Raw genomic sequence first — 14,129 nt, forward strand, 5'->3', positions numbered from 1 at the left:
GTCCTTGGTCAGTTTGGCGGTGCGCCCACCTCAATGGCGACTGTCTGGCCGGTCACCAGAATTCGCTCAGCACTGCGAGACAGAATGGTCGAGTCTTCTGGGGATAGAAGGGTATCGATGTCGTGCGCATCACGCAGCAGAGCGATCAAGGCGGGGCTGCCGGCTACGGTCAAATGATTGAAACTGGCGCTGTCGTTGAAATTGGACACATCCACCAAAGCAATCGGAAGCCCATCCAGGACACTGGGATCGGTGAGCTGGCCCAAGCGCTGTTTTGTGCCGTTGATTTGACTGGAGAGAAAGAGCGCGCTGTCTTTGGTGGAGGTCACAATGGCTGTTGCTGTGGGCAGTGCTTTGATGGATTCCAGATTGCGCAGGAAGAGATCGACCGGCATGTCCGGCGACAGAAGCGCCAGCGCGTCAATATTGCGCACCGTCCAGCCTGGTTCCTTTCGGTCGATCTGGCGCAGGGTTTCGGTGATGAGCATGGTGCCCAAAGAGTGTCCGACCAGAAGCAGCTTGTGAGGTTGCTGTTCTGCAAAGGCGCGCAGGGTGCGTTCCAAGTCGTCGCGTGAGAACAGAACACTTTCGCGATCATGGGCATATCCAAGGGCCTGCCCTGCACTGGACCATGTGAAGTTCACCATAGCGCCCGAAACTTCGAAGTCTTCTTTCATTTGCGCGGTGCGAAAGAGACTGTCCTGATATGTGTTGTGATACCCATGGACAAACAGGATGATTTCCCTGTCGCGCGGCGGAAGGTCCTCGACGTCGGAGGAGACCTTCTGGACGAATTCTGACAACCTGGACACTTCGGTTTCGCTTGCGATTGTGAAGTGCCTTTGCGGATCTGGGGTTGCGCTGTAGCTGGGAGGCTTGCCGGTTTTATGTGAGGGCGGAATAGAGACGACGCTATCCAAATAGGTCATGTCAGAACTGCGTTCTGCACCAAAGAAACCAGCATCATTGCGTGCGCGATTGGTGGCGACGTAGATTTTATGTGTGGTCTCATTGCTGAGGGCCTGAGGGACAACGGGAGCCGTGATGCGATCAGCGCAGCCGCCCATCGTCAAAGTCAGCAAAGCAAAGGTCAGAATGCGCATGAACAGTCCCGGTCGATGTTTCGCCGGGACTATGACGGTCTCTGACAGCGGGCTCCAGTGGAAATCAGAGCACGTAGCGGCTGACGTCCATGGATTTTGCGAGTTCTCCGAGGTTTGTTTCCACGAAGCTGGCGTTCACGATAATTTCCTCGCCTGAGCGGTCTGGCGCGGAGAAGCTGAGCTCTTCGAAGACGCGCTCCATCACGGTGTAGAGGCGACGTGCGCCGATGTTTTCGACCGATTGGTTCACATCCGCAGCGATTTTGGCCAGAGCAGAAATGCCATCATCCGTGAAGGACACAACAACCTCCTCTGTGCCCATCAAAGCGGTGTATTGGCGGGTCAGCGCGTTGTCGGTCTCTGTGAGAATACGCACAAAATCCTCTTCGGTCAGCGCCCGCAGTTCCACGCGGATCGGCAGACGCCCCTGCAGTTCGGGCAGCAGATCAGAGGGTTTGGCGATGTGGAAGGCGCCGGAAGCGATGAAAAGGATATGGTCGGTTTTTACGGGGCCATGTTTGGTGGAAACGGTGGTGCCTTCAATCAGAGGCAGCAGGTCACGTTGCACCCCCTCGCGGGAAACATCGCCGCCGCGGGCTTCCTGACGGGCACAGACCTTGTCGATTTCATCGAGGAAGACAATGCCGTTTTGCTCTACAGCCTGCAATGCTGCGGCGTTGACGGTTTCATCATCCAGAAGCTTGTCCGCCTCATCGGAAATCAACACCTCGTAGCTTTCGGCAACGGTCATGCGTTTTTTGGTGGTGCGGCCGCCCATGGCTTTGCCAAAGAGATCACCGATATTCATCATGCCCATCTGGCTGCCGGGTTGCCCCGGAATGTCAAACATGCCGCCCAAAGGATTTGATGTGTCGGCCACTTCAAGTTCGATCTCCGTGTCATCCAGCAGCCCGTCTTTGAGCTTCTTGCGGAACATCTCACGGGTGGCCTCACGAGCGTCTGTGCCGGCGATGGCTTCGATCACGCGATCCTCGGCGGCGGCATGGGCTTTGACTTTGACGTCTTCGCGCATGTGCTCACGGGTCTGGATGATGGCAGCATCCACCAGATCGCGAATGATCTGTTCGACATCGCGGCCCACATAGCCCACCTCGGTGAATTTGGTGGCCTCAACCTTGATGAAAGGTGCGCGGGCCAGTTTGGCCAGACGGCGGGAGATTTCGGTTTTGCCCACGCCGGTGGGGCCGATCATCAGAATATTCTTGGGATAGACTTCATCGCGGATGTCATCCGAGAGCTGTTTGCGGCGCCAGCGGTTGCGCAGGGCCACGGCGACGGCGCGTTTGGCGTCGTTCTGACCAATGATGAAGCGGTCCAGTTCGGAAACGATTTCGCGGGGCGTGAGATCAGTCATGGCTGTGTCCAATCAGTGAGAGGGTGGCAGGCGGTGTAGTGGCAGGATGCCAGAGAGCGGTGCCAGAAGGGCCGCACGGAAGCGGGCCCAGAAGGCCCCCAGCACCACCAGAAAGATGCCGAGGATGAAGATGGTCATGGCGGTGCCCTCCCCTTCGAACACCGTGCCTGCGAGGGCAACAGTGTAGCCGATGGCCGCGATGAGGAAGGAGCGCCGGTCGATGATGATGGCGATCAGAGCAAAGAGCACCAGAACGGCCAGGAGCGCCATGTGCGCGTTGGCTGTGCCGCTTTCCAGCAGGCTGAGTGCAAGGGTGTTCACCAAAGCGGGGGCAGCCACCACATGCAGCCAGAACCCCTGTGCGCTGCGGCGGGTGACGCGGTGTGGATCGGACATGTCAAAGAACATGGCCACTGCGAAAACCGCGAGACCGACGCCCAGAGTGATGAAGGCAAAGGGGCCTCCTGCCGACAGGAGAAAGAGATCGGCCGCACTTGTGGGGGTGCCGGTTTGATTGGCCCCCATCATCAGCGCGATGCCAAAGACGCCAAGTGCGATCAACGCCATGGCAAAGGGCACACGAAAGCGCAGCCAGTAGAGCAGCATGGCCACCGTTGTCAGACCCAGCGGCAGTGGCAGGCTGGAGAAATCTTCCTGCGCCACCATAAAGGGTTGCGCAAAATAGGCGGTGATGCCGGTGCCAGCGTTTATGGCCCACAGACAGGAAAGCGCGATGGCCGGTGCCACCATGCGGCGGCGGCGGATGAAATATTCCGACAGCAGCCAGAGGATCACGCCGGAGATGGCGGAGGTGCTCAGGATTTTGGCTTTATAGTTCACGATTTCCATAGCCATGGCGATGCCGTTGAGCGCGGCCCAACCGCTGGCGAGGATCAAAAGCCCAATGACGATGAAAATCTCGTTGAAGCCTTTGAAAAGCTCAAAGGGTTCATCCCCGATGGCGAGATCTTCGCGGGCGCCACGCCGGCTATCGGCCAGCGCCGCCAGTGCGGCGGCCTGTTTTTCATTGAGCAGGCCAGAGCCCACTGCAGCGCGCAGATCGTCTTTGGAAATCATGACTTTATGGTCTCTCGTTACGCGGGCACTTTGTGACAAAAAAGGCGTTCAAAGCAGGGCTCATTTGGAAATGGTTTCCACCGTCAGATTGCCATTGGTGTAGACGCAGATGTCGCTTGCGATGGCCATGGCCTTGCGCGCGACCTCTTCGGCAGAATGATCACTGTCCATCAGGGCACGACCGGCGGCGAGGGCAAAGTTGCCACCCGACCCAATGGCGGTGACGTCATGTTCTGGCTCCAGCACATCCCCTGCCCCGGTGATCACAAAAATATCAGCCCCATCTGAGACGATCAGCATGGCTTCGAGTTTTTGCAGGTATTTGTCTGTACGCCAGTCTTTGGCCAACTCAACAGAGGCGCGCGCTAATTGGCCCGGTGTCGCCTCAAGCTTGGCTTCCAGACGTTCCAGCAAGGTGAAGGCATCGGCGGTAGATCCGGCAAAGCCTGCGATGATGTCATAGCCGCCGGGCGACAGGCGGCGTACCTTGCGCGCCGTGCCCTTGATGACGGTTTGGCCAAGAGAGACCTGTCCGTCACCTGCAATCACCACTTCGCCGCCTTTCTTGACGCCAATGATGGTTGTGCCGTGCCAACCGGGGAAGTCTTGGTTATCCATGGATAAGGTCTCCGTTTTGGATGTATTTGAGGATCCTGTCGGGAATTAACAAGGGAATACAGGGTAAAGGATCAAAGGTGAACGTGAATTCGGAGATTGACGCGCTGGCGCAGGAGACCTTTGCCCATCTTGCAGAACGGGGCAATTTGAGCGGCGCTTACACAAAAACGCGCAGCTGGTTCAAGAATGACAAGCGCCGACTGCATATCGTGCAGCGCTATGATGCCAAAGACCATGCCCCCGTTATTTTAAAACAGGTGTTTCGGCCCGAAGACCCCACGGAATTTAACGGTATTTTGGATGCACATCACCTTGCATCACAGGCGTTGCAGGCATGTTCGGAGCAACATGCGCCAGAGATTTTGGTGGAAGATCGCGCCTTAAAAGCCTGCCTTATGCGGTTTCAACCCGGCGAGACCCTGCGGGATCTTTGTGAAACCCATGAGGATCACGCTGATATTCTGATGCAGACAGGGCGGTGGTTGTCAGCCTATCACCGCGGCACCTTTGAGCAGGCGCGCGGATTTCAACCCAAATTCATGGCGCGTCATATGTTGCATCTTGCGGATCAGATGCAGACCGGCGCACGGCGCATCAAAGGGCAGAAACGTTTTGTCGCTCTGGCGCATCAGGTGCAGGATATGGTGGCTGACTATGAAGGGCGTCCCAGTAAGATTGCCGCGAAACATGGGGATTTCAACAGTCACAACATTCTTATTGAGGGCAACCGCACAGCTGGATTTGATTTTCTGCCCATCAGCCATGCGCCGGTTGGATATGACATCGCCCGTATTCTGTTGAGCTATGCGCTAACGGCGGTTGATTTGGACCGTATTCCGAAGGGGCATGTGTTGCCGCCGGAGGCGTTGGCGGCCTTTTTCGAAGGGTATGATTTTGTCCCAGCGGATGATCCGAGCGTGGGGTTTTTGCTGCGCATTCAGATTTTGAGTGACTGGAACCGCATGAGCGACAAAAAAGGCGTTCAAAACCTGATCAATTTTGAACGCCTTCGGGTCATTGCACGCCGGGCTTTTGCCTAGATCGGCGTGCGTATCTCTTTTAGAGGGAGTCTTCGATCCAGCTTTGCAGTGCGGCCTTTGGGGCGGCACCTGCGCGGTTGGAGATCACCTGACCGTCTTTGAAGATGAACAGCGCAGGGATACCGCGCACGCCCAGAGCGGCGGCGGCATTTGGGTTGCTGTCCACATCAACTTTGGCAATTTTCACTTTGCCGTCCAGCTCAGCGGAGAGCTCTTCCAGAGCTGGACCGATCTGCTTACAGGGGCCACACCATTCGGCCCAGAAATCCACGACGACAGGGACGTCGGCGTTCTTTACTTCTTCGTCAAAGGTGGCATCGGTGACAGCGACAGTTGCCATGGGAGGTCTCCTAAAGGGGAACGAGGGGTCATCTCGGGTTTGTCTTGGTTCGAGGGAACCTAGGTTTGCGGGGGCAGGGCGTCAAGGTGGGCGGCGTCCTGCAACGATTTTGTCACGAGATCGTGTGGCAGCTCCATCAGCTCGGCTTTGGCTGTCCAGAGGATGGCCGTGCGGATCGGCATATCCTTGAAAACCTGTGACAAAGCATGGCTGTAAGCGCCCATTTGACGGAGGATACCTTCCGGTGTGCGGGTGGGATTTTCCGGCAGAATAGCGTTGGATTTGAAATCTATCACCCAGATTGCCTCATTTGTGATCACAAGCCGGTCGATGATGCCATAGAGCCGCTGCGCGCCCAGATTGGCGGTGATGGGCACCTCTGCCAGTGTTTCTGGCGCAAAGATCCATGCCAGCTCTGATTTGGAGAGATTGCGCGTGGCTTCTGCAAAGATCTCTTCAAACTCCGCCGTGGTGGGAGCGGCTTCACTGGCGTCCAGCAGGCGCTCGGCCACGCTGCGCCATTGGGCCTGCGAATGATCTGGCAGATGCTCCAGCAAGCTGTGCAGCCAGATCCCACGGGCCTTGGCGGCCTCTTGATCCAGACCCTGATCGCCCGCCAAGGCTTTGGCACCGCCCAGATCTGAGGGGCTGAGCGTGGTTTGGGGATCGGGAGGCAAGGCGGCTGGGCAGGTCAGGAAGGCGGGCAGGGTGGTGGTGACCTCCTGCGGTGGTGTGGCCGGGGCCGACACAGCACCGTCCCAGTCGCCATGGGACAGGCGCAGCCCTTCGCCCCCGTCAAATTGCATGGGCGCGGCGGCGGAGGCCAGCATGGCGCGGCGTACGGTGTCATACCAGCTGTTGCCATCTTTGCCGAGATCCCCGGCCGCCGCCACGATCAGCCATTTTTCCGCACGGGTCAAAGCCACATAAAGCAGGCGCAGCCGTTCTGCGGCCTGCGCTTCTGCCAACTGGCTGCGCGCCTCCGCCAGAGGGGCGGGGGCGGCATCTGCGGACATGTTCCAAAGTGCGGTGTCTTCAACGGGCACGATGGGTGTATCGGTCTTGATCAGCCGCTTGCCGGTGTCAGGCATGATGACGATGGGGGCTTCGAGACCTTTGGAGCCATGCACGGTCATCACGCGAATGCGGTTGGTGGCGCTGTCCATCTGGCGTTTGATTTCCAGATCGTCGGTTTCCATCCATTGCAGAAAGCCGGTGAGGCTTGGCACAGAGGATTTTTCATAGGCCAGCGCCTGAGAGAGCAAGGCGTTGATGCCATCTTCGGCTTCTGCGCCGAGACGGGCGAGGAAATGATGCCGTCCCTTGTGGCGGGTCAGAATGCGCTCAATCAGATCATAGGGGCGCAGGAAGTCGGTTTGGCCCCGCAGATCATTGAGAACCTCCAGCGTGGCGGGAAATTCTGCGCCACGATCGCGCAGAGCGGCCCAGAGATAGCTGCCCGGTTTGCGGCGATGGGCCAGATCAAACAGCGCCTGCTCGCTCCAGCCAAACAGGGGGGAGCGCAGAATGGTGGCCAGCGAGAGATCATCTTCGGGCGTGGCAAGGAACGACAGGAGCGCGCCCAGATCGCGCACGGCCATTTCGCCGCCAACTTTCAGACGGTCTGCGCCCGCGATGGGCAGGCCTTCGAGTTTGCAGGCGCGGATGATTTCGTGAAACAGATCAGAACGGCGCTGCACAAGGATCAGGAAATCCCCCGGCTGAATGGGCCGTTGCGTATAGGCACCGGTGTCATCGCGACCATCAGCGATGGTGTCTTGCGCGATCATGCGCTTGATCTGGCGTGCAACCCGCTCTGCCAAGATCACCGTGTGGTGGGTATCACCAAGGCGATCTACGGGATCAAACCAATCATCTTTCTCCGCTTTGCCCATGGGCTCCACCACCGGCCAGAGATCCACGCGCCCGGGCATGTCATCGTTAAAGGCAATGTGGCGGTTGCCAGCGGGAAAGCCTGCCTCGACCTGGGTTTCAAAACATTTGTCCACCAGATTGAGCACCGCAGGGGAGGATCGGAAGGAATACTCCAGGCTGAGATTTTGCAGCTGATGGCCGGTTGGGTTCAGGCGCGCGGCGAACTCTTCTCGCATGCGGTCAAACTCCGCAGGATCGGCGCCCTGAAAACTGTAGATCGACTGTTTCTGATCGCCGACCACAAAGATGGTGCGGGTGATGTCGCTGCGCGCGCCGGTGCCGGAGGTGAATTCCTGAGCCAACCGTTCGATTACCTGCCATTGCACCGGGCTGGTGTCTTGGGCTTCATCCACGAGGATATGATCGATGCCACCGTCCAGACGGTAGAGCACCCATTCGGCCACAGCAGGTTCATTGAGCAGGTTGCGGGCGCGCAGGATCAGATCGTCAAAATCCAGCCAGCCGCGCGTGAGCTTGGCCTCCTCATAAAGCGCGATGAAGCGGGCGGAAAAAGCATGCAGAGCGGCGCTGCGGAGGGCCGCGCGAAGGGCAAGCCGGCGCGGACGGGTGTCTTCGACCCGCAGCATGAGCGGCTGTAATTTGTCGATTAGATCCGGGTTTTCGCTGCGCAACTTCTTGGTTGGAAACGTCTCTAACTTGGCTGAAAATGGGGATTTTGCACCCGCGCCATTCAAAAGAACCCCTTCGAGCACATCAAGCGCGGTGTGATCTGCTGCGGTGATCCTGCTGAGTTTGTCAGCGGCGCGATTGTCGGTGGTGCCGCCGCTGCGCAGGACCGTGATCAAGGTTTGAAGCAGCTCCATTTCGCCGCCCAGAAACACATCTGCGAGCACCTGCGCGCTGGTGTATCCGCTGGGGAGATCCAGCAGGGCGGCGAGGCTGTCAAATGAGGCACCATGGCGCAGCCGGTCAGCGTTGCGGGTGATATTGGCTGTGAGGTCGCCCAGATCCGCACCTGTGAAATGCTCGGCCAGATCCCTCAAAAGCGGCGCATCGGCACCTTCTGCCATCTGTTCCACGATGTCTTCGCGCAAGAGTGCTGCGGCGCGATCTTCCATTTCCGAAAACAGAGGGGACACGCCAGCTTCAAGCGGGAAGCGGCGCAGCAAAGACGAGCAGAAAGAGTGAATGGTCTGAATTTTCAGCCCGCCAGGGGTCTCGATCGCGCGTGCAAAGAGCGTGCGCGCCTGTCGCAGATCTTCGGGGGCGGATTTGCCACTCACCCCCAGCTCTGCGAGCTCCGCAGAGAGATCCGCATCGCTTTTCATCGCCCAGCTGCCCAGACGTTTGAACAGGCGGTTCTGCATCTCGGAGGCGGCGGCTTTGGTGTAGGTCAGGCAGAGGATATGCTGTGGCAACACTCCTTCAAGCAGCAGTCGGGCCACGCGGTCGGTCAACACACGGGTTTTGCCAGAGCCCGCGTTGGCGGAGAGCCAGGTGCTGGCGTCTGGCCGGGCGGCGGTGACCTGGCGGCGGGTGGCATCATTCATCGGCAAGGTCATGACAGCACCTCCGGCGCGGGATCATCGGTGGCGTCCCATTCCCCAAAACGGGCGAGTTGATCATAGGTGCCTTCATCGCGTTCGGACTGCATGGCGCGCCGAGCGGTGAAGCCTTTGCCCTCTTCCAGATATTGCGCGATCAGATTGGAGAACTCTTCCCAAATCTGGGCAGTTGGGGTTTCAGCGAGCGGCGCAGGCTGATCTTTGGGTTTTGTGCCCAGACCAATATAGATCGCATCTGCGACGCGGGCCGGATCAATGCCTTTAAACCCGGTTTCCTCGGCCATGGCCGCCTCCAGCAGCAGCTGTTTGTCGAAATAGGTCTGTTCATCACGGGTGGGTGGCGCACCGGTTTTGTAATCATAGAGGATCAGCTCACCGCTTGGCGTGCGGTCAATGCGATCCGCTTTTGCTGTGAGGGTAAAGCCAAGGCTCTCAATGTTGCGGCTGGTGGTGGCTTCAAAGGCTTCGGGGGTGCCACGGGTTCGGCGGCGGGTTTCGCCATCCACGATGTGATCTGCCACGCGCGACATGCGGGCCATCCACATCACACGTGCCGTGGCCCAAGGCACGTTTTCTGCCAGAACAGTCTCTGTTATTTGCAAAATACGCTCCCGTGTCACCGGGGCATCCTGATCTTTGCTTTCTGTGATCAGCTTTTCGAGCACCTCATGCACGATGATCCCGCGCAGCAGCGCGTCTGGCGTGCGCATCAGAGGGTCCAGCGGCCGTAGATGGAGCACGCGTTTGGCATAGATGGCATAGGGATCGCGGATCAGGCGTTTGATTTCAGTGACGGACAGTTCCCGCGGGCGGGCCTCTGGTGGCGGTGTCGGAGAGGGGCGCGCGGCGGCCGGAACGGTGGGCACGGTTTCCAGAGCGCGCACCCGATCCAGCCAGAGTTTGCCCCGCTCCCGCATGTCTGCGAGCGCTTCAGGGCCGTTTTGGTCAGGCAGGCCGCCCAGTAGGTTGATCATGCGATTGATCCAACGTGAGGGCACGGTTTCGGCCTCATCAGAGCGCACGGCGCGGGTGATCCAGACTTCGGGCGCACAGACAGCCTGCTGAAAATCATGAGCGGCGAGACCAATGCGGCGTTCGGGCAAAAGCAGACCTGCATCATGGCGCATTTTGCGATTGAGCCACGGATCCGGACTGGGGGCTTCGGGCCAGCTGCCTTCGTTCAAACCGCCAAGGATGACCAGATCTGCACCCTGAACACGGGCCTCTAATGTGCCCCAGATCAGGATCTGCGGGTGTCCGGCATCGCGGTCACGCACTTCGCCGCGGGACAGAAGCGCGCCGAAAAGATCCGCGTAGTCGGTCGCGCTGATCGCACCAACCACATGTGCGTTTTCTCTGATATCCTCGATCATGCGCTGTGCGGCGCGACCCGCGCCCTCTTTCCAGAGTTCGCCTGATGTGGTGTCACTCTCGGGCATGGGGCCATCTGAGATGGCTTCTGCAAGGGCGATATGCGCGTTAAGCAGCATTGGCATGTCGTGTTTGTCTGTGCGCTCTTGGTGGCAGAAACAGCGGGTCAGCCATGTCATCCAGTTGGACATATCGGTTTTTGCCGCAGCGGCCCATGCCAAAAGCTTTTCTGCGTCCGGATATGTGGTGCCCTTGCGCCGCAGGTGGAGCTCCAGCTCACGTGTGAATCTCAGATGTGTGCCGCGATCCTGCGCGCTGTGACAGAGAGGGTGTTTAAGCAATGTGAGCAGCATCTCTGAGGTCAGTTTCTGGTGAAACAGAGCCACAACATGGCGCAGGAAGCGACCGGGAGGGGAGAGCTGAAGCGGCTGACCCGCACTGTCATCCGGGGTAATGTTCCAACGGTCCAAAGCGGCGGTGACCTGACGGGTCAACATGCGATCGGGGGTGATCAGCGCGCAGGTCTGACCGTCTTCTGCGGCCTTGCGCATGCGGGCTGCGATGGTCAGCGCTTCTTCGCGCTGTGTTGTGGCCTCAATCAGTGTCACGTTTTCCGTGGCAGGGATGAGATCACCCAGCGTGGGGCCCTCTGCCAGCCATTGATCGGTGACGGGCGCGGGCCGCAGCGCGAGGGAGACCAGCCGGTTGCGCGCCGGGGCCGGTGGCGGTGTGTTGTCCCATGGCTCAATGTCATGCGGCGTGAGATCCATCATCTGCATGATGGCGTGATAGCGATATTGCGGGTGATCTTCGCTTTCCATGCCGGAGCCAAGATGCGCCCATGTGGCAGCTGGCATGTCAAAATCATAGCCCGGCAGGACAATCGCCCCCTGCGGCAGGCGCGCCACGGCCTGCATCAAAAGCTGCATGGTTCCGCGAGAGCCGGTGGAGCCAGCGAGGATGATGGGATGCTGTGGCGGGTTTTCCTGCCAGCGGGCAATGATGGTTTCTACCGCATGACGTTGCAGCGCGTCTTTGCCCGGGTCGCTGTCAAGATCGTCGAGAAAATGGCGCGCAATCGAAAAGAACTGCTGCGCGCGGGCCCAATGGCCGGATTGGTCGCTCACGTCCAGCGCGTCAATCGTATCGACATCCACGCCTTCGCCGGCCATTTCATCAAACAGACCTGCAAGACTGTCTGCCAGATCATAGACCGAGGCGCGCGCGGCCAGATCCGGCTGTTGTTCCAGCAGGCTGGTGACAAGCTGGATCAATTCAAAGCGTTGGCGAATGGGGGAACTGGGGCGTGGGAGGTCGGCGGTTGCAACTTTGGTGAAGCTGCCCAGCACATCAATCCGGGGCAGCAGCATGGCGGGGCCGGTGTTAAACAACATTTGCACACGGCGTGCCATGCGGGCGGTGTTGACGATGATCTGCGATCTCGCCACTTCTTGAGGGGCCATGTTCGAAAAGCGGGTTTGCAGCCCTGTGACCAGCGCTTTGGGGAAGTCGACGCCTGCGGGCAGGGCAAAGACGCGCGGGGCGTCTGTGGGCTTAAACATCTGGGGACTCCAGCAGGGTTTCGGCCAAGGCAAGGCCCTCTGGCGTGCCGACATCACACCACTCACCGGGGTAAGTTATGCCAAAGAGACGCTTGGTTTCGCGCATCTGATCCCAGAGCAGATTGAGAGAAAAGGCGGTGTCGGCAATCGCATGCAGCCCCTCTGTCTTCAGGATCTGAATGCCGGAGTAGACCACACCTGGGCCGCGGGTGAGGCGACCGTCGGCATCCATCAGAAAATCCCCATCCCGCGTGTAGCCGAGCGCGTTGGCACGTGGCAGGCAGAGCAAAAGCGCATCCATCTCGTCCGGCTTCCAGGCCTCTTGCAGCAGCGCAAAGGGGTTGGGGCCGCGCCAGATGGCATCGGTGTTGCTGGTGAAGACGGGGGAGTCTCCTAACAGTGGCAAGGCCTGTCGCAGGCCCCCGCCGGTTTCCAGAATTTCAGGCGTTTCAATCGATACCGAAACCGGAGTGTTGGCAAGATGCGCGGTGATCTGATCTGCGTGATAATGCGCGTTGACCACGATCTGACGCGGGGTAATGGCTTGCGCCAGCTCCAAGGTATGATCCAGCAGAGGTTTCCCCGCCACGGGCAAGAGCGGCTTGGGGCGGGTCTGTGTCAGTGCGCCCATGCGTGTGCCAAAACCGGCGGCAAAGAGCATTATGGTATCGGCTGTGTGGCGCATTTGTCTTTCAACGTTTTGAGAAATTCAGGAGTTGGGTCAGGCAGGATCTCAATGAGGATAGGCGCGACAGGCGCAAGGGCAGGGTGGCGCAGATTGTGCAGCACATGGCCATGCACACGTGGGATGAGATCGACATACTGTGCTTTGCCCATCTGCATACACAGGCGGGCAAAGATGCCCAGAATGCGCAGGTTCCGCTGAGCGCCAATCAGATGATAAGCGGTGTTGAAGTCATCTTCTGTCGCATCTGACAGCGCGATGAAATGCGCTTTGACTTCAGCCTCAACTGAGGAGGCGACATCCCGGCGCGCGTCTTGCAGCATGGACACGAGATCATAGGCGCGATGGCCGATCAGAGCATCCTGAAAATCCAGAAGTCCGACGCGGGCGACGCCCGCGCGCGCTGGCAACCACAGCAAGTTTTCCGCGTGAAAATCTCGCAAGATCAGAACATCTGGCGGTGGCAGCTGCGCTGTGAACAGGCTTTCGAAAGCCTGTTTGATCTGTTCCTGCAAAGCCGGTGAGACAGGTGTGTGGGCGGCAATATAGAAGTCAAAAACAGGGGTGATCATCTCTGCCAATGTGGTGGCATCCATGATCTGCATATCAGGTGGCAGCGGGGCTTTGTGTAGGGCGATCAAGGCTTCGGTTGCTGTCTTGTAAAGGGGGGCTTCCTGATCAGGCGCGCGCATCATTTCGCGTGCAAAAAGCGCGTCGCCCAGATCTTCAATCAGCAGCATGCCATTGGCGATGTCCTGCCCGAAGATGCGCGGGGCCGAAAGATGCTGATCGCTAAGATGTTCGGCAATCTGCACAAAGGGTTGGACGCTGCCATTTTCATTTGGGGGCGCATCCATGAGAATGGCTTTGTCGCCATTTGGGCGCTTTAGCCGTTCGTAGCGGCGGCTGGAGGCATCCCCTGCCAAGGGGGTGCGCCGAGCATCTGACCAGCCAAGCGTTGCCAGAAAAGCGTCAAGCGTTTCGTTGCGTAGGGTGGTCATGCGGCGAGGCTTTCAAACAGATCGGCCCAGCGTGCATCGGTGGCCGTGAACGTTGCAGCGCGCGCGCCTTCTGCCTCTTGGAGGGAGAGAGAGAGTGCCAGGGCGTTTTGCGGGGAGAGGTCGGCAAGGCGATCTGGCCATTCAACAAGGCATATAGCGTCTTCAAAGGCGTCAGTGAGGCCAAGTTCAACCACCTCGTCAGGGGCGTTAAGCCGGTACAGATCGGCATGCCAGATTTCGCAATCCTGTCCGTCATAGACTTGGACGAGCGTGAAGGTTGGCGACGGGACATCTTCGGGCACAGTCAGCAGAGATTGGATCAGGCTGCGCGCAAAATGGGTTTTGCCTGCGCCAATCGGGCCTTCCAATGTAATCACATCACCCGCCTTGAGCACGGCACCAATTTTGCGCGCAAGATTGGCAGTGTCTTCAGGAGACGTGAGGTCGCGGGAAAAGTGAAGCGTGGTCATGGCGCCACAGTAGAAATCAGCGCGCC

11 protein-coding genes are annotated in these 14,129 nt (G+C 58.9%); 1 reads left to right on the forward strand and 10 read right to left on the reverse strand.

Annotated elements, in window-relative coordinates; translation table 11 throughout:
• Nucleotides 1-8: 8 nt before the first annotated feature.
• The 4 genes from J7382_RS01330 to hslV form a co-directional block, all read right to left on the reverse strand.
• A complete protein-coding gene (locus J7382_RS01330) occupies nucleotides 9-1,103 on the reverse strand; it encodes an alpha/beta fold hydrolase (RefSeq protein ID WP_209066585.1) in 1,095 nt (364 codons plus the stop codon).
• Nucleotides 1,104-1,167: 64 nt separating this feature from the next.
• Nucleotides 1,168-2,478: an ATP-dependent protease ATPase subunit HslU gene (gene hslU / locus J7382_RS01335; protein ID WP_209066586.1), complete on the reverse strand. Its 1,311-nt coding sequence runs from the start codon at nucleotides 2,476-2,478 to the stop codon at nucleotides 1,168-1,170.
• Between the two features lie 12 nt (nucleotides 2,479-2,490).
• Nucleotides 2,491-3,555: a hypothetical protein gene (locus J7382_RS01340; RefSeq protein ID WP_209066587.1), complete on the reverse strand. Its 1,065-nt coding sequence runs from the start codon at nucleotides 3,553-3,555 to the stop codon at nucleotides 2,491-2,493.
• A 60-nt stretch (nucleotides 3,556-3,615) separates the two neighbouring features.
• On the reverse strand, nucleotides 3,616-4,173 hold the full coding sequence (hslV, locus tag J7382_RS01345; RefSeq protein ID WP_058238757.1) for an ATP-dependent protease subunit HslV: 558 nt from the start codon (nucleotides 4,171-4,173) through the stop codon (nucleotides 3,616-3,618).
• A 77-nt stretch (nucleotides 4,174-4,250) separates the two neighbouring features.
• Between hslV and J7382_RS01350 the strand changes: the two genes are divergently transcribed.
• Nucleotides 4,251-5,213 (forward strand): phosphotransferase, encoded by a 963-nt coding sequence (locus J7382_RS01350; protein ID WP_209066589.1) that lies wholly within the window; start codon nucleotides 4,251-4,253, stop codon nucleotides 5,211-5,213.
• 19 nt (nucleotides 5,214-5,232) lie between these two features.
• On the opposite strand, the gene trxA is transcribed toward J7382_RS01350, so the two are convergent.
• Genes trxA through tsaE form a run of 6 tightly spaced genes read right to left on the reverse strand, consistent with a single transcriptional unit; the run spans nucleotide 5,233 to nucleotide 14,103 of the window.
• Nucleotides 5,233-5,553, reverse strand: coding sequence for a thioredoxin (trxA, locus tag J7382_RS01355; protein WP_058238755.1), 321 nt, complete (start codon nucleotides 5,551-5,553; stop codon nucleotides 5,233-5,235).
• A gap of 59 nt (nucleotides 5,554-5,612) precedes the next feature.
• Complete coding sequence (gene addA, locus J7382_RS01360) at nucleotides 5,613-9,011, reverse strand: double-strand break repair helicase AddA (protein ID WP_209066591.1); 3,399 nt, start codon at nucleotides 9,009-9,011, stop codon at nucleotides 5,613-5,615.
• Nucleotides 9,008-11,947, reverse strand: a complete 2,940-nt coding sequence (gene addB / locus J7382_RS01365) for a double-strand break repair protein AddB (RefSeq protein ID WP_209066593.1) — start codon at nucleotides 11,945-11,947, stop codon at nucleotides 9,008-9,010. Before addB ends, addA begins: the two co-directional genes overlap by 4 nt.
• Nucleotides 11,940-12,632: a nucleotidyltransferase family protein gene (locus tag J7382_RS01370; protein WP_209066595.1), complete on the reverse strand. Its 693-nt coding sequence runs from the start codon at nucleotides 12,630-12,632 to the stop codon at nucleotides 11,940-11,942. Before J7382_RS01370 ends, addB begins: the two co-directional genes overlap by 8 nt.
• Nucleotides 12,608-13,633, reverse strand: a complete 1,026-nt coding sequence (locus J7382_RS01375; protein WP_209066597.1) for a phosphotransferase — start codon at nucleotides 13,631-13,633, stop codon at nucleotides 12,608-12,610. Before J7382_RS01375 ends, J7382_RS01370 begins: the two co-directional genes overlap by 25 nt.
• Nucleotides 13,630-14,103 (reverse strand): tRNA (adenosine(37)-N6)-threonylcarbamoyltransferase complex ATPase subunit type 1 TsaE, encoded by a 474-nt coding sequence (gene tsaE / locus J7382_RS01380; protein WP_209066598.1) that lies wholly within the window; start codon nucleotides 14,101-14,103, stop codon nucleotides 13,630-13,632. Before tsaE ends, J7382_RS01375 begins: the two co-directional genes overlap by 4 nt.
• Between the last annotated feature and the right edge of the window lie 26 nt (nucleotides 14,104-14,129).

This window comes from Shimia sp. R11_0, assembly GCF_017744035.1.
Lineage (GTDB): Bacteria > Pseudomonadota > Alphaproteobacteria > Rhodobacterales > Rhodobacteraceae > Shimia > Shimia marina.